At 56.4% G+C, this 17,171-nt stretch carries 19 protein-coding genes and 1 tRNA gene; 9 read left to right on the forward strand and 11 right to left on the reverse strand.

Going from position 1 to position 17,171, the window contains the following annotated elements; genetic code table 11:
* Positions 1-110: 110 nt before the first annotated feature.
* Positions 111-770 (reverse strand): heme exporter protein CcmB, encoded by a 660-nt coding sequence (gene ccmB / locus ACJ8PN_RS20375; RefSeq protein ID WP_016926839.1) that lies wholly within the window; start codon positions 768-770, stop codon positions 111-113.
* The gene (ccmA, locus tag ACJ8PN_RS20380; protein ID WP_004936275.1) at positions 770-1,402 is read right to left on the reverse strand and encodes a cytochrome c biogenesis heme-transporting ATPase CcmA; all 633 of its coding nucleotides are present in this window, start codon (positions 1,400-1,402) and stop codon (positions 770-772) included. Before ccmA ends, ccmB begins: the two co-directional genes overlap by 1 nt.
* Positions 1,403-1,726: 324 nt before the next feature.
* On the opposite strand from ccmA, the gene ACJ8PN_RS20385 reads away from it, so the two are divergent.
* Together ACJ8PN_RS20385 and ACJ8PN_RS20390 are read left to right on the forward strand one after the other, a co-directional pair.
* Positions 1,727-2,611: a formate/nitrite transporter family protein gene (locus ACJ8PN_RS20385; protein ID WP_442535187.1), complete on the forward strand. Its 885-nt coding sequence runs from the start codon at positions 1,727-1,729 to the stop codon at positions 2,609-2,611.
* A 129-nt stretch (positions 2,612-2,740) separates the two neighbouring features.
* Positions 2,741-2,815 (forward strand) — tRNA-Arg (locus ACJ8PN_RS20390).
* 93 nt (positions 2,816-2,908) lie between these two features.
* Here ACJ8PN_RS20390 and ACJ8PN_RS20395 read toward each other — a convergent pair.
* From ACJ8PN_RS20395 to ACJ8PN_RS20410, 4 genes are all read right to left on the reverse strand, one after another.
* On the reverse strand, positions 2,909-4,183 hold the full coding sequence (locus tag ACJ8PN_RS20395) for a lactonase family protein (protein ID WP_442535181.1): 1,275 nt from the start codon (positions 4,181-4,183) through the stop codon (positions 2,909-2,911).
* A 20-nt stretch (positions 4,184-4,203) separates the two neighbouring features.
* Complete coding sequence (locus ACJ8PN_RS20400; protein ID WP_048324580.1) at positions 4,204-5,004, reverse strand: helix-turn-helix domain-containing protein; 801 nt, start codon at positions 5,002-5,004, stop codon at positions 4,204-4,206.
* Between the two features lie 702 nt (positions 5,005-5,706).
* Positions 5,707-5,928, reverse strand: a complete 222-nt coding sequence (locus tag ACJ8PN_RS20405; RefSeq protein ID WP_004936288.1) for a hypothetical protein — start codon at positions 5,926-5,928, stop codon at positions 5,707-5,709.
* A gap of 1 nt (position 5,929) precedes the next feature.
* The gene (locus tag ACJ8PN_RS20410; RefSeq protein WP_171454475.1) at positions 5,930-6,901 is read right to left on the reverse strand and encodes a hypothetical protein; all 972 of its coding nucleotides are present in this window, start codon (positions 6,899-6,901) and stop codon (positions 5,930-5,932) included.
* Between the two features lie 227 nt (positions 6,902-7,128).
* Between ACJ8PN_RS20410 and ACJ8PN_RS20415 the strand changes: the two genes are divergently transcribed.
* The 3 genes from ACJ8PN_RS20415 to dsdC all read left to right on the forward strand — a co-directional run bounded on the left by ACJ8PN_RS20415 (position 7,129) and on the right by dsdC (position 10,409).
* A complete protein-coding gene (locus ACJ8PN_RS20415) occupies positions 7,129-8,625 on the forward strand; it encodes a helix-turn-helix transcriptional regulator (RefSeq protein WP_261239154.1) in 1,497 nt (498 codons plus the stop codon).
* A gap of 134 nt (positions 8,626-8,759) precedes the next feature.
* Positions 8,760-9,011, forward strand: coding sequence for a CsbD family protein (locus ACJ8PN_RS20420; RefSeq protein WP_004936297.1), 252 nt, complete (start codon positions 8,760-8,762; stop codon positions 9,009-9,011).
* A gap of 468 nt (positions 9,012-9,479) precedes the next feature.
* Positions 9,480-10,409: a DNA-binding transcriptional regulator DsdC gene (gene dsdC / locus ACJ8PN_RS20425; protein WP_171454478.1), complete on the forward strand. Its 930-nt coding sequence runs from the start codon at positions 9,480-9,482 to the stop codon at positions 10,407-10,409.
* 11 nt (positions 10,410-10,420) lie between these two features.
* Here the strand turns inward: dsdC and ACJ8PN_RS20430 are convergent, their stop codons facing one another.
* The 3 genes from ACJ8PN_RS20430 to ACJ8PN_RS20440 are packed head-to-tail and all read right to left on the reverse strand — an operon-like array spanning position 10,421 to position 11,987.
* Positions 10,421-10,723: a hypothetical protein gene (locus tag ACJ8PN_RS20430; RefSeq protein WP_015378633.1), complete on the reverse strand. Its 303-nt coding sequence runs from the start codon at positions 10,721-10,723 to the stop codon at positions 10,421-10,423.
* 3 nt (positions 10,724-10,726) lie between these two features.
* Positions 10,727-11,650, reverse strand: coding sequence for a DMT family transporter (locus tag ACJ8PN_RS20435; RefSeq protein WP_437188584.1), 924 nt, complete (start codon positions 11,648-11,650; stop codon positions 10,727-10,729).
* A gap of 46 nt (positions 11,651-11,696) precedes the next feature.
* Positions 11,697-11,987 (reverse strand): hypothetical protein, encoded by a 291-nt coding sequence (locus tag ACJ8PN_RS20440; protein WP_015378635.1) that lies wholly within the window; start codon positions 11,985-11,987, stop codon positions 11,697-11,699.
* A gap of 397 nt (positions 11,988-12,384) precedes the next feature.
* Here ACJ8PN_RS20440 and ACJ8PN_RS20445 point away from each other — a divergent pair, with 397 nt between their 5' ends.
* Positions 12,385-13,536, forward strand: a complete 1,152-nt coding sequence (locus ACJ8PN_RS20445) for a porin (protein WP_171454481.1) — start codon at positions 12,385-12,387, stop codon at positions 13,534-13,536.
* Positions 13,537-13,592: 56 nt separating this feature from the next.
* On the opposite strand, the gene mltB is transcribed toward ACJ8PN_RS20445, so the two are convergent.
* Positions 13,593-14,681: a lytic murein transglycosylase B gene (gene mltB, locus ACJ8PN_RS20450; protein WP_015378637.1), complete on the reverse strand. Its 1,089-nt coding sequence runs from the start codon at positions 14,679-14,681 to the stop codon at positions 13,593-13,595.
* 285 nt (positions 14,682-14,966) lie between these two features.
* On the opposite strand from mltB, the gene ACJ8PN_RS20455 reads away from it, so the two are divergent.
* The 3 genes from ACJ8PN_RS20455 (at position 14,967) to ypdK (ending at position 16,573) form a co-directional block, all read left to right on the forward strand.
* Entirely contained in the window at positions 14,967-15,419 is a 453-nt protein-coding gene (locus ACJ8PN_RS20455; protein WP_351109752.1) for a DUF805 domain-containing protein, read from the forward strand.
* 83 nt (positions 15,420-15,502) lie between these two features.
* On the forward strand, positions 15,503-15,940 hold the full coding sequence (locus tag ACJ8PN_RS20460) for a hypothetical protein (RefSeq protein WP_004936322.1): 438 nt from the start codon (positions 15,503-15,505) through the stop codon (positions 15,938-15,940).
* 558 nt (positions 15,941-16,498) lie between these two features.
* Entirely contained in the window at positions 16,499-16,573 is a 75-nt protein-coding gene (gene ypdK / locus ACJ8PN_RS20465; protein WP_099782600.1) for a membrane protein YpdK, read from the forward strand.
* Between the two features lie 66 nt (positions 16,574-16,639).
* Here the strand turns inward: ypdK and ACJ8PN_RS20470 are convergent, their stop codons facing one another.
* A complete protein-coding gene (locus tag ACJ8PN_RS20470; protein WP_033632454.1) occupies positions 16,640-17,164 on the reverse strand; it encodes a cytochrome b in 525 nt (174 codons plus the stop codon).
* Between the last annotated feature and the right edge of the window lie 7 nt (positions 17,165-17,171).

The raw sequence follows: 17,171 nt of genomic DNA on the forward strand, positions 1-17,171 counted from the left end.
GCTCACGGTAATTTTTATGCGTCGGCCGCCTCGAGCGTTCGAAACGGCGAAAATCTTCTGCGGGGTACGCTCTTGCCGGCCTTGCCCCGTCTGTTCATTCAATTTGTTAGCTAGTGCACGCTCACTCGCAGCGCCGCTGCGGCGGCAAACGGCGCCAATGTCACGCTGCCCGCCAGCATCGCGCCGAGTATCGCCAGGTAACCATCAATCGGCATGCCCATCGCGGCGGCGTCGATCGCGCCGGTGGCGAAGATCAGCACCGGGATATACAATGGCAGCACCAGCAGGCTGAGCAGCACGCCCCCTTTGCGCAGGCCGACGGTCAGCCCCACGCCGATAGCGCCGATCAGGCTCAGCGTCGGCGTGCCGAGCAGCAGCGTCCCCGCCACCGCCAGCCAGGTTTGCATATCAAGCGACAACAGCAGCGCCACCAGCGGCGACAGGATCAGCAGCGGCAATCCCGTCACGACCCAGTGAGCACACACTTTGCCCAGCACCGTCATCGGCAGCGGCGTCGGCAGCAGCAACAGCTGCTCCAGCGAGCCATCGAGGAAATCGTCGCGAAACAGCCGCTCCAGCGACAGCAGCGAGGCCAGCAGCGCCGCCACCCATACGATGCCCGGCGCAATGCGCGCCAGCAACTGCGGCTCCGGGCCAATCCCCAACGGGAACAGCGTGATCACAATCAGGAAAAACCACAGCGGGTTGACGATCTCCGAACCTTTACGGCAGGCGATCTTCAGTTCGCGACGCACCAGGGTCAAAAACATCACAAACTCCCCGCGTCATGTTCCGCCAAACGAATTTTGCCCACCGTTTGGCTGACGCCGGCCAAATCCTGATGGGTGGTCAACAATACCATGCCGCCCCGCTGCGCATGTTGCTCAAAAAGGCTAATCAACTCGGCCACGCCCTGTTTATCGATCGCCGTTAGCGGCTCATCGAGGATCCACAGCGGCGCCGCGCTGAGCCACAGGCGCGCCAACGCCACGCGCCGCTGCTGCCCGGCGGAAAGCTGCGCCACCGGCAGATCTTCGTAGCCCACCAATCCCACCTGCTCCAGCGCGCGCCAGATGGCCTGCTGCTCGGCCGCGCCGCGCACCGCCTGATAAAACTGCAGGTTTTCGAAGGGTGTCAATACGGCTTTGATGCCCGGTTGATGGCCGATAAACAGCAAATCTTGCTGATACGCCGCGCGATCGCGCAGCGTGTTACGCCCGCGCCAACACACCTCGCCGCCGTCCGGCCGCGCCAGACCGGCGAGGATGCGCAGCAAACTGGTCTTGCCCGCGCCGTTCGGCCCTTCTACCTGAATGATATCGCCCGGCTGAACTGAAAAGCTTAGCTCGCTAAACAGGATGCGTTCATCGCGCACGCAACTCAGACTTTTGGCTTCCAGCATCGGGGAACTCATATTTTTCTTTGGGATAGCGAATCATAGCATAAGCCTTTCCCCACACGCAGCCTGCGGCGGGCGCGCCGGGGACCAATATGGCGAGCAGGATCAAGAATGCGCGGAAAAAAGCGGCGGATTTTAACTCTTGTTACCTTTTTCTGTATTTCGCCGCATTTAGGCCGGGCAACTACGCTTAATGACGTGACCTCACCCTTATTGAGCAGGAGCGACAGCATGAACGAACAGCAACGCCAAGAGCACGAGCAGGAGCAGGAGCAGGAGCAGGAGCAGGAGCAGGAGCAGGAGCAGGAGCAGGAGCAGGATGAAACGATGCGGGTAGAGAGCGAAGAGCAGGAACAGGGCAAGCGCGAAATCGAAGTCAGGGAAGAGAATCTGCCGTCGCGCGCGGCGGCGGTGCATGAACAGATCCGGATGGAAGGCGAAAAAGAGCTGGAGCGCGACGGGCTGGCATTGCTGTGGTCGGCGATCGCCGCCGGGCTGTCGATGGGCGCCTCGCTGGCGGCGAAGGGCATTTTCCACGCCCGCCTGCCGGACGATCCCAGCCGTTTCTTCCTCGAGAACCTCGGCTACACCTTCGGTTTTATCATTGTCATCATGGCGCGCCAACAGCTGTTTACCGAAAATACCGTCACGGCGGTATTGCCAATCATGCATAAACCCACGCCGCGCAACCTGCTGATCCTGCTGCGTCTGTGGGGCGTGGTGCTGCTCGGCAACCTGATCGGCACCGGGCTGGCGGCGCTGGCGTTTACCCATATGCCGCTGTTCGACGCCGGGACGCGCGGCGCCTTCATCAGCCTGGGCGAAGAGGTGATGCGCCATACGCCGGGAGAAATGTTCGCCAACGGCATCCTGGCCGGCTGGATCATCGCCACCATGGTGTGGATGATCCCGGCCGCCGGCGCGGCGAAAATCTGGGTGATCGTGCTGATGACCTACCTGGTAGCGATTTGCGATTTGCCCCATATCGTGGTCGGTTCGGTAGAGATCCTCTATCTGGTGTTCAACGGCGCGATTGGGTGGCAGGAATTCGTCTATCCGTTCGCCCTGCCGACGCTGGCGGGCAACATCATCGGCGGCACCTTTATCTTTGCGTTGATAAGCCATGCGCAGATCCGCAACGATTTGAGCGCCCAAAAACGGGCGGAGCGGCAGCAAGAGGAAAAACGGCGCCACGGCGGGGAAAAACCGTGATCGCCGTCGGTCAGGCGAGGAAATTTCGGCGCTAACTGGCGAGGTATTGAGCAAACGCACCGCTAAGCGCTTATTCTGCGGGTAAAAAAAGGTATAATGCCCCGGCAGCTTCGGTTGCCGGCCCGCAGCGTCCCCGTAGTTAAACGGATATAACAAGCCCCTCCTAAGGGCTAGTTACTGGTTCGATTCCAGTCGGGGACACCATTATTTATTATCAAGCCATTCCCCATCATCGGCACCCGCATTCCCCCTTCTCCACGCCTCAGATCCGATTTCCCCCGCGCGTTATGATGGGCGTTAATTGAAAAACTTAATATCCGTCGGCGTTGAGATCGTCGCCGCCTCGCCTCTGGCCTTCAACTCACCCGTCTCATCATCGAAATCGAACAGCGTAACGGTATTGGTGAACACATTCGTGACATAAAGATGGTTGCCGGTGGCATCGAAAGCGAGCGCACGCGGTTCAATGCCGCCAGCCTCATAGCGCGTCGTCTCCCCTGGCAGCCCATCCCCACCAATTTTTAATACCAGCAAATGGTTATCGGCACCGCGATTGGTGGCAATAAGATATCTGCCGCTCGGGCTGAGGATAATGGCTCCGCCGCTTTTCGCCTCCGCTGAATCCTGCCCGCCGTTCAGTTTCACTTTCCCTTGTTGCGTCAATCGATGGTCGCTGACGGTAAACACCTCGATTTCACCCGCCATTTCGGTGATGACATAGGCATATTCACCTTTCGGCGAGAACACCATGTGCCTTGGGCCGGCGCCTGGCGCAAAGCTGACATCGCGCGATGCGTCCGCCTGCAGCGGCTGTGCGCTATCCGAGCGATAGCGATAGGCGTGCAGCTTGTCCCCGCCGAGATCCGCCGCATACAGATATTTACCATCGCGGCTGAAGGTGGTTGAGTGCGCATGGCCCCCTTCCTGACGCCCCTGCACGGCGCCAGAACCTGATATAAACGGATAATGCTGCACCCGTTCACCCAGTTTGCCGTCACTGCCAATTGGCAATACCGTCATCCCCGCGCCGCCTTTGGCGACGGAGTAGTTGGCGACAAACAGAAACTTGCCATCCGGGCTGAGGGTGGCATGCGTCGGCTGCTGGCCCGCACTGCTCACCGTATTCAGCACCCGCACGCTGCCAGCTTCGTCTATTGCCAAGGCGGTCACCGTTCCCGCGTTTTCCTCATTGGTGGCATAGGCGAAACGGCCATCGCGAGATTTTACGATCCACGATGGGCTGTTCATTTTAACCACGTCGAGCAGCGTTAACGTGCCGTCGCCATTAACCGCCAGGCGATAGAGCCCTTCACTGGGTCTTGCCGGTTTCAGCACCGCAGGCGCATTCGGAATATGGGTCCAGGTACCGACTAACGCTATTTGCTGATGTTCCCGATTATTGGCCATCGCATTTCCTGAAAACATGAGAGAAATTAACACCGCAGTTAATTGAATGGCCTGCTGGCCTGAGCCGGCAACGATTGTTCGACCAAGTTCAGACAATATAGAAGGTAGCATAAAGCGAGCTGGATGGCGCTTATTAATCGAGTCGAGAGGTTTTTCTCTATTCATGATATCTTCTTGCCTCATCACTATGTCACAGGAATAAGTATATCGACATTGACAACCTTGCCATTTAGATCCTCTTGCCTATATAACTCTATAAAAAAGCTCTCCCGCATTTTGACATTAATGGCAGGAAGATAAGCGTCATACATTACATCGAAAAAGTCAATATATTCTGAAAACTCCCCCGTAAAGGGGATGACAATATATTTACCCATAGGGATATAGAAGTTAAAGATGGAATGAAAAACCTCTTGCCCCTTGCTGTTGGAATGCCATTTATTACTCCTGTTCTTTTCCACATTACATGCCCCCCGCTGCTTGCTTAACCATTTCTCATTGGTCTGTGCAATGTCGCCGGCATCTCTGAATTTTCTTATAGAATGAAAAATCAGTGATTTGTAATGCTTTAACATCTCAATGTCATCCGGCATGACCGTGTGGTAGAAGTAGGGTTTCTTATCGTTGCCATACGGCGGGATCTGCGTGGAAAAATCCCATCCCCGGCTGTTTCTAAAGCTGTTGGGCGTTTCGCCAAAGAAACGTTTGAATGCCCGCGTGTAACATTGCTGAGAGGCAAACCCGGATGCCAGGGCGACATCCAATATGTTCCCTTGGTGCTGTTTGAGTAGAATAGCAGAGCGACTCAGTTTTCTATTCCTTATATAAGTCCCTAGCGTTATACCAAAATAATGCTTAAACAGCCGTTGCAAATGCCATTTAGAGTAACCTGATATAATGGAAACCTTTTCAACTGTCAGCCCCTCGACAATATTCTTTTCCATATACTCCAACACCTGCAAAAGAATATCTTTTCTGTAATCCATATGTGCTCCTTGCTTTTATAAGATTTGCGTCCTTTTTATTAAAATCGTTAACCAACCAAACCAAGTCATTAAGATTAATCCTAAAAAAAACCAGCCTGTCAATTCATTTTTTTCGGCATAGGAAAAACTATCGCATAAATAACTGAAAATGATCATGTTATATAAATCTCTCCGCAAGAAATCCATAAAACAAAATCAACTCGCGTAAAGTGCACTCATCAAAGATGCACTTGCCACACCAGGCAGAATCACACTTTTTGCTAATTGTTTTACCTTAAAGTGTTTTTTACAGCCAGATTGCATGGCCGAATAGGAATTTCATCATCACAAATGAAAACGCATTTTATATGCTTGGCCCGCCGATAAAACGTACTGCGAAAGAGATATAAAGTATGACCGACAGTAAAAGAAGACGGGAGGGATAAGCTCAAGGCTGAACATCGGTCTCAATAATCTCGCGTCGCAATAGTGCGTTTCTTTTTTATCGTTCCTGCGCAGAGAAAACGGATATTTTAACAAACCTTGCTCGATGCCCTGTTTTACAAACCACGCCCATTGGGAACCCTGCCTACTCCCATGAATCGCCCATCTCTCCCCCGGTAAAATGCCGAGCCGACTCGCCCGCACCTTGTTGTCAGAACGGCCTGCGGCCGCAAACAAAAAGCCCAGCACGCGAGGCTGGGCTTTTCATTAACGGCCTGATTAATCAGCCAGGTTGTCGATCTCTGCGGACCTGTGCTTGCGCAACAGGTACAGCAGCAAAGATACCCGCCGCTCGGTGCGTTCCGGGGTATCCGGCGGCAGGTTGTAGCGCAGGGTATAACGCTCGTTGTTCTCGTTGCAGAAATCGATGACGAGCACGGGAGCAGAGGCCCCCGCTACTTTTCGATAATTCAGCGAGATGCACGACAGGTTTTTTTTCATCTCAACTTACCGCGACAGTGCGGCGGGTTGATTCGGCAATCCGCCCCACGCCGGCGCTCAACGCAGCGCCCAACAGCAGCACCAACAGCGAACCCCACGCGGCGCGAGACAGCTGTTTGGCCGCTTCATCAGCCGCTTCACGCGCTTTCTGCTCGGCCTCGGCCTTGAGTTTTTCCACCTTCTGCACCGCCTGCTGGTAAGCCTGGGCGTAGTTATCGACGATTTGGCTCGCTTCATCGCGGCTCTTGCCGGTGCGTGCCGCAACGATACTCACCAGTGCGTCCTTATCGGCGGCGCTCAACGCCGGCTCACCGGACTGCTTGACGCGCTCGAACCACTGCTTAAGTTCGGTGGCGGCCTGCGCCGGATCGGCCGCGGCATCCACGGCCGACTGTTTGCCGTCGGCGGCCGCCCGATTGGCGTTCTGCTCCAACCGAGCAGGATCCAGCTCCGGCTTACCGGTCTGCTTAAGCGTGGCGTTCAACTGATTTTCCAGGCTTCCCCAATCAAGGCTGATGCCCTTTTTATCCAGCTGTTGCTTGAGGCCTTCGCCTACGTTTGGCGCTGCCGCCGCCAGGCCGCTGCCTGCCAGCGAAAGCCCTTTACCCACCGCGCTTCCCGCCAGCCCCACTACGCCGCTCGCCAATGAAACCATCAGCCAGGTGGTCAACAAGGTGGTGATCGCCCAGCTCAGCAAGCCATGCAAGCCGCCGCGATTCGGTGCGGAGCGGCCGGCGACGAACGCGCCTGCGGCCAGCGATGCCAACGTTGACACCAGCAGCCAGATCCCGGTGCCGGTGCCAAAGCCGCTCAGCGGGTTGCCCTTTTGCATCATATCCACGGCCTGGGCACCAATAGCCGTGCCCAGCACGCTGAAGGTCAGATAAGTCACCAGCGCCACGGCACTCCCGGCCAATATCGAGCCCCATGACACCTGAAACGCTAAGCGATTTGATTCATAGACAGTGGTCATCGTTGTTCCTTATATTTTCTGGACAAGTGATTGCACGCACGGCGGGTAACCGCGCAGACAAATTCAGTCTGCCGCGCAGCGTCGTCGGCCGTCCCGGTTCATTTGCATCAGAATGCCTGGTGCATTTACACCCTGCGAATACGCACGTTATGCACTAAGCTGCTCAGCGAGTAGCGTAACCCGCGGCCCCTTAAGAGACCGCCCCCCTTCTGTCTAGCGGAGAACACATGAGCCAATCCGTTTTGGCCAGCGAAACCCACCGCGGCCACCTGCAGCAAATCATCTCCGGCTTGTCCGACGGCGTGATCCTGACGGATACCGATCAAACCTTGCTATGGGCCAACGAGGCCGCGTTGACCATGCATGGCGTGAGTCATCAGAAAGCTCTGGGGGCCAATGCCGGCGAGTACGCGGCGCGTTTTGCCCTGCGCTATCGCAACAATCATCCGCTGGTTTTGGAACAGTACCCGTTGAACCGGGTTGCGGAAGGCGAAACCTTCACCGATGTGGTGGTGGAGGTTCGGCAGGTCGACGATCCGGACAGCTTCTGGGTGCACCGCCTGCGGAGCCTGATTATCACCGATGCGCAGGGGCAACCGGAGCTGCTGGCGCTGATCCTGAGCGACGCGACGGAGTGGGCCAGCGCCGAACAGCGCTTTGAAAAAACCTTCAACGCCAATCCGGCACCGGCAGTCATTTGTCGGCTAAGCGACCTGCGTTACGTCAAGGTCAACCAGGGGTTTCTTGATATGACCGGTTACCAACGTGAACAGGTCATGGGGCGTTCGGTTTATGAACTCGACGTTTTGGAACAGGCGGAGCACAAAGAACTGGCCGTTCAGCGCCTGGGGGAAGGCGCTACCATTCCGCAGATGGAGGCCGAGCTGAAGCTGCCCGGCGGCGGAAGCAAGCTGGTGGTGGTTGCCGGCCAACCCTTGGACATCAATGAAGACGACTGCATGCTGTTCACGTTTACCGATCTCGAACCCCGGCGCCAGGCGGAATCGGCGCTGCGAGAAAGTGAAGAACGGTTCGCCAAGGCATTTCGCCTGAGCCCGGTGCCGACGTTGTTATGTACCGCGCACGAGCGGCGCGTGCTGGATGTCAACGAAGCCTTCACCCGCACCACCGAGTACGACGCCGAAGACTTGATCGGCAAGACGGTCGGAGAGATCCCGTTTATTGACGATCCGGAAGCGAACCGCCGTTTGTTTGCCGCCCTGGAAAAAAGCGGCAACGTCGAAGGGCTGGACATCCGGGTGCGCAAGAAAGGGAGCGAGTCGATTGACTGTGTGGCCTCGGCGGATGCCGTCAGCATCCACAATGCGCCCTGTTATCTGCTGGTGCTCATGGACATTACCGAACGCAAACGCTCGGAGCTGGAGCTGGTAAGCGCCATCGAAGAAGTGATGCAGGACGCCTCCTGGTTCAGCCAAACCCTGATCGAAAAACTGGCCAACGTGAAAAGCATCAACCGGCCCGACCAGGCTGGATTTACCGCCAGCGACCTCACGCCGCGCGAGCGCGATGTGCTGGAATTGATTTGCGAGGGGCTGCCGGACAAGAAAATCGCGGCGCGTCTCAATCTGGCGCTCAACACCATCCGCAACCATGTCGCGACGGTCTATTCCAAACTCGGCGTGCATAGCCGCAGCGAAGCCATCGTCTGGGCCAGAGAACGCGGGCTGTTTACCGGCGGACTGGCCTCCAGGAACGGCAAGTAACCTGCAAATGCACTACCCAAACCAATGCAAACGCCCCTTATAGGCCACAAGTGAAGTGCATAACATGGCGGTGCAAATGCAGGCTTCCGTCCTGTGCGGAAGCCAAACGGATCGAACCTTAGGAGCGCATCACAATGAACAGCGAAAAAGCCAATGGCATGATGGAAAAAGTGGCGGGCAAGGCGCAGGAAATAGCGGGCGACGTCACCGGCAACGAACGTTTGCAGGCCGAAGGCGCCGCGCGCCAGGCCGCGGGCGTGCTGCAAGAAAAATACGGCGATGCCCTGAGCTGCGCCGGCAACATGATGAAGAAAAACCCCCTCGCCGCATTGGCCCTCATTGCCGGCGCAGGCCTGTTGACCGGCCTGCTGCTGCGCCGCCGTTGATACGCGCCGACGAACAAACCGCTTTTCCCTGAATGCCGCGCCCGGTGGGTAACCACCGGGCGCGGTTCTATCGGCCTAAGGGGGGCGCAGTATTATCGATTGATGCCTCTGCTCGTTTGCCGCTGGGATTAATGCGTATTCTGTGTCGCTATGCGACGAATTATTGCGGCGAAACCGCTATATCCCGCAGGGAACATGAGCCTTTATCGTTCAGGCTGCCGCACACCGCCTTTACTCGCTGCTTATACGGCACGTCTTTTTATTATATTCGTCCTATTGCAGATTATCATCACCCTCTCACTCAACGCGCCCACCGCCTGTTATTTCCGGTTGTTATGCAAGCCAGTTAATTTCCCTTCAACATAACGATATTTCTCAGCGTAAAAACTGAATATATCAATCAGCCTGGGTTTATCCTCCGCGCCATTAAATGTTAATATTGCCGTATTATGCGCATGGAGAAATAGTATGTTCCCCAGTAAAAAACATTCGCAGCGGGCGACCCCGCTGACCAGCTATCAATTTTCCCGGCTGCATACTTTCGAATGCGTCGCCCGTCATTTATCTTTTGCGCTGGCGGCGCAAGAATTGTCGATCACCCCCAGCGCCGTGAGCCACCGCATTAATTTGCTCGAAAAGGAATTGGGTTTTTTGCTATTCCAACGCTTTCATCGCCGGATTACGCTGACGCCGGAGGGCGAGCGCATGCAATGGGCGCTGGACAGTTCCTTCAACACCTTGAATCAAGAAATTCTGGACATCAAAAATCGCGAGTTGACGGGGACCTTGACCCTCTACTCCCACCCGTCCCTGGTGCAATGTCTGCTGCTGCCGCGCATCGGCGACTTTATCGCCCAGCACCCCACCATTCACCTCAATATTCTGACCGGGCAGGAAATCATCAACCTGGCCAACCGCGGCGTGGATCTGGCGATGTACTTCGGCAAACTGCCCTCGGGGCGGCATCTGGACGAAGCCTTTATGCAGGAATCAATGGTGCCGATCTGCACGCCGCAGTACGCCGCCACGCATAACCTGTACGATGCGCCGGAAAACCTGGCCCACTGCACGCTGCTGCACGATCGCTACAACTCCGGCGAAGATGAGTGGCAAACCTGGTCGCAACACTTTGCGCTGGGGCTGGATACCGACAGTAAAAGCATGGAGTTCGACCGTTCCGATCTTGCAGTGCTGGCCGCGACGCGGCACCTTGGCGTCGCCATGGGACGGCTCAATCTGGTGCAGGACTGGATCAAAAGCGGCGAACTTATCATTCCGTTCACCGACATGACCGTGCCCTGCGAGCACTGCTATTTTACCTCGACCATCTCCGAGCGGCAGTGGCCGAAGATCCTCGCATTTAAGCAGTGGATCACGAAAATCTCCCCTCTGGTCTGATGGCCAGAGGATTATCGCCATACTTTGGGGGAATAAGAAAAATGCAGCGCGCAGGCGTAGAGCCGGCCGGCCTTTGAATAAGAGATATTTTTGCGGTTTTTATCCCAGGTCAGCAGAGAATTATTGGCAAAATAATAAACTTCCAATTGCATCCCATTAGCCAACCTCGACCAGCCTCGGCTTCTTATCACGGTAAAATCACCGTTATCGCTGAGCGTAATCAGCGGCACGCCCCAGGCATAGCGGGATATTTGCAGCTGAATAATAAATTGGCTTTCGCAGCTTATTTGGTAGTTCTGTACATCAACATCCATAATTTATATTTTTGGCGCCACTCTTCTGTCAACATAAATAAGATATGAACAACTCACTACGATTAACCCCAGTACGATCAACACAGCACCCAATACAAATTCAATTTGCAACGGTTCGCCGAGAATGACGGCCCCCGCCAGGATGCCGAATACCGGCGTCATAAAGGTGAGAATGCCCAGCGAGGAAGCCTGATAACGGCGCAACAGTGAAAACCAGATCAGGTAGCTGAAAAACGACACGATCACCGTTTGGAACAACAGGCTGCTCCAGGCTACGGGGCTCAGGACGACGTGCAAATTGTCCGTCGCCAGCGCCAGCAGCGACAGCAGCACACAGGCGCCCGTCAACTGGAACAGCAGCGTCTGTTTGGCCGGGCACTCCGCCAGGCGCGTGGTACGGATCACCAGGGTAGAACCGCCCCAGGCGATCCCCGCCAGCAGGCCATAGAAATCGCCTTTTAGCCGATCGGCCCCGCCGCTGCCCTCGGCCATGCCCGATATGGCCAGCACCACACCGCCAAAGGCGATGAGCATGCCCAGCCACTGCACCGGCGACAGACGCTCCTGACGATTCAGGAAATGCAGGCCAAGGGCAGAAAACAGCGGCGCGGTGTACAAAAACACCGCCATATGCGAGGCGCTGGTATAGCGCAGCCCTTCGGAGACAAAAAAGAACTCCAGCGCGAACAATGCCCCTACGCTCAGACCGGCGCTCAGCGTGGCGCGATCCCAGGTGAAATACTCGCCGCGGCAACGCGCCAACAGGTATACCCCCAGCGCGGCGAGACCCGAACGAATGGCAATTTGCAGCACCGCCGACACATCCGCCTCGGCAGCCTTGATCGCCACCTGCTGCATTCCCCAGATGGCGCAAAGCATCACCATGGCGGCGGCAGCTCTGCTGTCAATACCGATTCTTGCATTCATAATAGGGTTCTCGTCGCCGTTGAAATAATAACAGGCTGCCGTCGCGTTATTCTTTATACACCACGATTTCCTGATAAAGTTTAATAACCTCGCCGTCGCTGTCGACAGAGTCGGTATATTCAGTTTGCTGCGCCAAATGAATCACCTTCCATCCTTTTCGCGCCAGTTCCGGGATCGTCAGGCGCCCCACACCGCGGCAGGAAAACAGGGTATCGTCAGACAATCTGAGTTTACTAACCTCTGCATAATCATAAGCTTGAGAATGACAAACGTGCGATTCCGCCGCCATCGCCGGTAATGAAAACAGCCCCACCAACAACATTAACAGATTCCTCATGGCGACCTCCCAATCGCTTATTCCTGCCGACCGATTACGCAGAAAGCGGCTAACGTTAATACGGCGGTGACAGGCTTTAATTAATTATCTCTTGCACGGATAAAATTACAGGCTGATGCCGATGGCTGACAAATGAAAAATATAAACCTTGGCGTTAGATGAATTCATCCGAATCGAAAGGCATGAAAAGCGCCCCTTTTCACCGCACGAAATGGTCAAAAACCGGCCAATAATTAGCAAGAAAAGTAATTATTTATTTTACCGTTTATGTTACAAATGCCGCCCGCCGCTAAAACACCAAAAAAACCGTCAAAATGCGTGAAAACGCAGCGTTCTGCGCAAAACATCGGCATGGCGGCGCTGATGGGGGCGGTCATACATAAAACAGGGATAACACATGGCAATGAAATTGCGCGTATTGACTCAAGCGGTGGCGCTGGGTCTGACGATCGGCAGCGCGTCGTTCGCCGCTCAGGCGGAAATCACCCTGCTGAAGCAGGATCCACAGGCCGGCGATCCGCTCAGCCGCCTGAACTTCACCGTTGGCGGCAGTATCCGTCCGCAGTTCAACAACATGACGGGCGACGGTGACAAGGGCTCCTACAAGCGTAACGGCTTCGACGGCGGCACCCGCTTCCGCTTCGCGGCGGACTACTACCTGTTCGACGATATCAGCTGGATCAGCTACTACGAGCTGGGCGTGAACATTCCGGCGCTGTTCGACTGGGATCACCACTATGCCGACGGCGCGAGAAACACCAGCCGCCGCATGCTGTACACCGGCCTGAAAAGCAACACCTGGGGCCAGATGACCTTCGGTCAACAGAACAGCGTTTATTATGACGTGGTGGGCGCCAAAACCGATATCTGGGACTACGACATGCTGGCCCAGGCACCGGGCAACGGCATCAACGGTGACTACGACGGCTCTTACCGCTCACGCAAAATGCTGAAGTACAAGAACCGCTTCGGCGATGCGGACGTTTACGCTTCGTACCTGTTCAGCGACAGCGACTATCTGCCGGGCAACGGCCTGCGCTACAAGCGCAAAGGCGGCGGCTCACTGGGCGTGGATTACCACATTACGCCGGACCTGACCTGGGGCACCGCTTGGAACTACACCCGCGCCGAAATGCGCAATCCGTCCACCAGCGGCAGCAAGAGCTATGACCAGAACATTTTCGGTACCGCCATCAGTTGGAAACCGGACAACTGGACCCTCACCTTCGGCGGCGGTTACTACAACGACTTCCTGACCACCAAGAAAGCCGACATCAATAATTACTTCGCCGGCGACGCATGGGGTATCGAATACCTGGCCGGTTATACCGTGCCGGTTGGCCAGTACGCGGTGAAATCGGTGATGCCGTACTTCATGGGCGACCGCCTGGAATACATCACCGGCCGCAACTACCAGCGCATCGACAACGGCCTCGGGGTTACCGTGCAGTTTGACTACGGTTTCCGCGTTGACGTAGAGCACGTGCTGACATCGAGCACCGACAACCTCGGCGATATGACCGTGGTGCGTCTGCGCTACGATTTCTGATTGCTCTGAACGCAAAAAAGGCCGCGCAAGCGGCCTTTTTCGTTATTGACGCAGCGTCAGAAGCCGCCGCGCGCCGAGCGCCCGACCGCCTCGCCCAGCTGCCATACCGCCATGGCGTAATGGGTGCTGTGGTTATAGCGGGTGATGACGTAGAAGTTCGGCAGGCCATACCAATACTGGTAGCCGGTGCCGATGTCCAGCCGCAGCAGGCTGGCTTCCTGATTATCGCCGAGCGAGCCCTGCGGGCTTAGGCCGGCTTCCGCCAGCGCGGCAACCGAGTAGCGCGTCTTGAAGCCATTTTCCAGCCCCGGCGCCTGGCCGTTGGCCTGAATGGCGACCGGCTCGCCTTTGGACCAGCCGTGCGCCTTGAAGTAATTGGCCACGCTGCCGATGGCATCGACCGGATCCCACAGGTTGATATGCCCATCGCCGTTGAAGTCGACCGCATAGCTTTTGAAGGAAGAAGGCATGAACTGCCCATAGCCCATCGCGCCGGCAAAGGAGCCGCGCAGTTCGAGCGGATCGTCGCCTTCGGTGCGCGACATCAGCAGGAAGGTTTCCAGCTCACCGGCGAAGTAATCGGCGCGGCGCGGGTAGTTGAAGGCCAGCGTCGCCAGCGCGTCGATAATGCGGGTTTTACCCATTACGCGGCCCCAGCGGGTCTCCACGCCGATAATCCCCACGATGATCTCCGGCGGCACGCCGTACACCTGCCAGGCACGCTGCAGCGCATCCTGATATTGATTCCAGAACACCACGCCGTTTTGCACGTTATCCGGGGTGATGAACTTGTTGCGGTAGCGCAGCCAGGAACCGTTCGGCCCGGTTGGGCCCTGGGTAGACGGCGTCGGCGCCTGCCTGTCCATCAGCCGCAGCACCGAATCCAAACGCCGTGCCTGCGCCAGCACGTCGTGCAGCTGCTGCCGATCAAAGCCGTGTTCCTGCACCATCTTATCGATAAAGCGCGCGGTATTCGGGTTATTGGCGAAATCCCCCCCCAGCGGCGCGCCGCTGTGCGCCGGGCTCAGCAAAAAGCCACCCTTTACCGGGGTGCTCTGCGGCGTAGCGGTGGTACTGGGTTTCGGCGTGCTGCTACAGGCAGCAAGCAAGGTAATCAGCGGTAAAAGCGCAACCAGGTGACGCATCGGATATCCATATAGCCATGCAAGAGATAAGTGGGAGTTATGTTAATGCATTGTTCAACGCGAACAAACAGGATTATGCCGCCAATTACCGCGTCAGGTAGCCAAACGTGCCAAACTGTGACGTTTTGCACGGTGAAGGGACGCCCGATGCGGCCGCGTGGAATCTCAACCGCAACTAAATGAGAAAAATTATCACCTTGACGCCTGCATTTACCCCGATAAAATGCCCGGCTGCTTGCCATCCGGCCACCGCCGGGCGGTCAATGATTACGACAACGGATTGTAATGGACTCTCTCGGACAACTCGCCAAAGACCTTTATCGTGGGCGCATCTCGCGCAAACCCTTTGTTTTTTCGCTGGCGATCTTCGCCGTTGGCATCTTGCTACTGTCGTTTCTGTCGACCTATCTGGATAAAAACCATTTTCGCGCCCATGCGCACGGCGATACCGAGGAATTCGTCTCGGTGCTGCTGTATCTGCTGTGCATCATGGTGTGGGCGCTGTTCTGTTTTGGCCTGGTGGCATGGTTTATGGCCAAAACCGCGTTTCGGCTCAACGATATCGGCCTGCCCGGTTGGGCGCTGGCCGTGGCGTGCTATGTGTGTTCGGTGCTGAACAATTACTCTCCCGGCCCGGTGGCGCGCTGGCTGCCGCTGTTCAGTCTGGCGGGGATAATCTGCGCCCTGCTGTTGCCGCCCGACGGGCTGCGCCGCAAGCCGCGTGAACAGACCGATTGAGCGCCATTCCGCTCAAGGCTATGGCTATCCGCCGGCCGTGCCGTCACAATAGCGCCTCATTCTGGTTTCAATCAGGGATTGCCATGTACAGCCACTACCCCGCCCATTACACCTTCGATAGCGACAGCGACGCCTGGCAGATCGGTTTCCACGACTTCCCCGAGTGGCAATCTGCCTGCTATAAACGCGAAGACATCGAGCTGGAAGCGCAGGAAAGCCTGCTGGCCGCCATCGCCGCCGCGATGGATGAAGGGCTGCCCCTGCCCGCCCCTTCTCCTTCGCAAACCGATGACTTGAGGGTACATCTGCCGGCGCTGGTGGCGCTGAAGATCGAACTGCACAACGCGATGCTGCGCAAAAACACCGGTAAAGCGGCGCTGGCGCGCAAGCTGGGTTTCAACGGCGGGCAAATGGAGCGGTTGCTGGATATCGGCTACGCCTCGAAGGTGGAAGCGCTGGAGCAGGCGTTGTATCTGCTGGGCTACGAAGTGCGCGTGACGATAAGCGAAGTTTGCCAATAAGTTAGCGGCAGGTAAGCGAAATATTATCCAAGGGGGCTAAATTTCCCCCGTTTTGCGCCGATATGATGGCTACCTAATCACTTGTCGCAACAACGAAGGCTAAAAATGGAGTGGAGTCGCCGTCATATTTGGGCCGTTATTCTGCTGTCTTGTCTCGTTTTTTGGGTCATTTTGGCGAGCGGCATCAACGCCGTCGCCTGAGCGCCTGTCACCGTATTGCAATACCCGATTTTAAAGCCCGCCACACGGCGGGTTACTTCCTGTCGTTTGCTTATAAAAAGCGTTATAAAACAGCGCGCCCTGTTCAAAAAACAGCCTAAAATTGTGATCAAAAACACAGTATTGAAATCAGACCAGTATTGAGAGTACATTAGCGCCGATCCTGTCGCGGTTCGGATTTTACCTCACGGAGCATGAGGCGCGACAACCGGACAACCCGCGCTCGAGGACGTTGTTCTTTCGCTTGGAAGAATCCGCCCGACAAGCAGGTTGCCCATAAAATACTCAGCACAACAATCGGGATCATTGCTGGCGAGGACTCCAGACAGGAGTTGTTCAGTGAAATATTTTTTGATGGGCGTGTCATTCATGCTGGTTGCCTGGGTTGGCACCTTCATGTTGATGGTTGCCTGACAGCAGCCACACCAGGAACACAGACAAAGGGACGCGCAAGCGTCCCTTTGTCATTTCGGCTAGCGCTCATTTGCCCGGCATCATGCGGCGCAGGGTGTCGTCCTTGCGCAGGTAATGATGATACAGCGCCGCCAGCGCATGCGCGCCAATGATAAAGTAGCCAACGTTTGCCAGCGTCTCATGCACCGTTTTGACCAGCCTGCGCATCACCGGATCCGGCGTCACCCACTGCGGCATCGGCCAGCCCAGCAAAGACCACGATTTCCCGCCGTAGGCCAGGGTTAACATGCCCAGCAGCGGCAACATCAGAAAGACCACGTACAGCAGCCAATGGAAGATCTTCGCGCCTACCTCCTGCCACTCCTCCAGCGGAGGCGTGGTTGGCGGCGCAGCGTGGAAAGAGCGCACCGCCAACCGAATCAGCATCAGGGCAAAGACCGATACCCCAAAGTTGAAATGCAGATTTTTGACCATCGGCGCCCACGCCTCCGGCACCGAATCTTTCAGCAACATCGCCGCATAGGTGAGGATCACCATCAGCAGCGTCAGCCAATGTAAAACGATCTGCGATCGCGCGTAGCGGTTGCTCATACACTCT

The organism is Serratia sp. CY76391 (genome assembly GCF_052166695.1).
GTDB lineage: Bacteria > Pseudomonadota > Gammaproteobacteria > Enterobacterales > Enterobacteriaceae > Serratia > Serratia nematodiphila.

Excerpts from the sequence above, each read along its gene's own strand:
- ccmB (WP_016926839.1), bottom strand. The coding sequence starts at position 770 with ATGTTTTTGACCCTGGTGCGTCGCGAACTGAAGATCGCCTGCCGTAAA.
- ccmA (WP_004936275.1), bottom strand. The coding sequence starts at position 1,402 with ATGCTGGAAGCCAAAAGTCTGAGTTGCGTGCGCGATGAACGCATCCTG.
- ACJ8PN_RS20385 (WP_442535187.1), top strand. The coding sequence starts at position 1,727 with ATGCGGGTAGAGAGCGAAGAGCAGGAACAGGGCAAGCGCGAAATCGAA.
- ACJ8PN_RS20395 (WP_442535181.1), bottom strand. The coding sequence starts at position 4,183 with ATGAATAGAGAAAAACCTCTCGACTCGATTAATAAGCGCCATCCAGCT.
- ACJ8PN_RS20400 (WP_048324580.1), bottom strand. The coding sequence starts at position 5,004 with ATGGATTACAGAAAAGATATTCTTTTGCAGGTGTTGGAGTATATGGAA.
- ACJ8PN_RS20405 (WP_004936288.1), bottom strand. The coding sequence starts at position 5,928 with ATGAAAAAAAACCTGTCGTGCATCTCGCTGAATTATCGAAAAGTAGCG.
- ACJ8PN_RS20410 (WP_171454475.1), bottom strand. The coding sequence starts at position 6,901 with ATGACCACTGTCTATGAATCAAATCGCTTAGCGTTTCAGGTGTCATGG.
- ACJ8PN_RS20415 (WP_261239154.1), top strand. The coding sequence starts at position 7,129 with ATGAGCCAATCCGTTTTGGCCAGCGAAACCCACCGCGGCCACCTGCAG.
- ACJ8PN_RS20420 (WP_004936297.1), top strand. The coding sequence starts at position 8,760 with ATGAACAGCGAAAAAGCCAATGGCATGATGGAAAAAGTGGCGGGCAAG.
- dsdC (WP_171454478.1), top strand. The coding sequence starts at position 9,480 with ATGTTCCCCAGTAAAAAACATTCGCAGCGGGCGACCCCGCTGACCAGC.
- ACJ8PN_RS20430 (WP_015378633.1), bottom strand. The coding sequence starts at position 10,723 with ATGGATGTTGATGTACAGAACTACCAAATAAGCTGCGAAAGCCAATTT.
- ACJ8PN_RS20435 (WP_437188584.1), bottom strand. The coding sequence starts at position 11,650 with ATGAATGCAAGAATCGGTATTGACAGCAGAGCTGCCGCCGCCATGGTG.
- ACJ8PN_RS20440 (WP_015378635.1), bottom strand. The coding sequence starts at position 11,987 with ATGAGGAATCTGTTAATGTTGTTGGTGGGGCTGTTTTCATTACCGGCG.
- ACJ8PN_RS20445 (WP_171454481.1), top strand. The coding sequence starts at position 12,385 with ATGGCAATGAAATTGCGCGTATTGACTCAAGCGGTGGCGCTGGGTCTG.
- mltB (WP_015378637.1), bottom strand. The coding sequence starts at position 14,681 with ATGCGTCACCTGGTTGCGCTTTTACCGCTGATTACCTTGCTTGCTGCC.
- ACJ8PN_RS20455 (WP_351109752.1), top strand. The coding sequence starts at position 14,967 with ATGGACTCTCTCGGACAACTCGCCAAAGACCTTTATCGTGGGCGCATC.
- ACJ8PN_RS20460 (WP_004936322.1), top strand. The coding sequence starts at position 15,503 with ATGTACAGCCACTACCCCGCCCATTACACCTTCGATAGCGACAGCGAC.
- ACJ8PN_RS20470 (WP_033632454.1), bottom strand. The coding sequence starts at position 17,164 with ATGAGCAACCGCTACGCGCGATCGCAGATCGTTTTACATTGGCTGACG.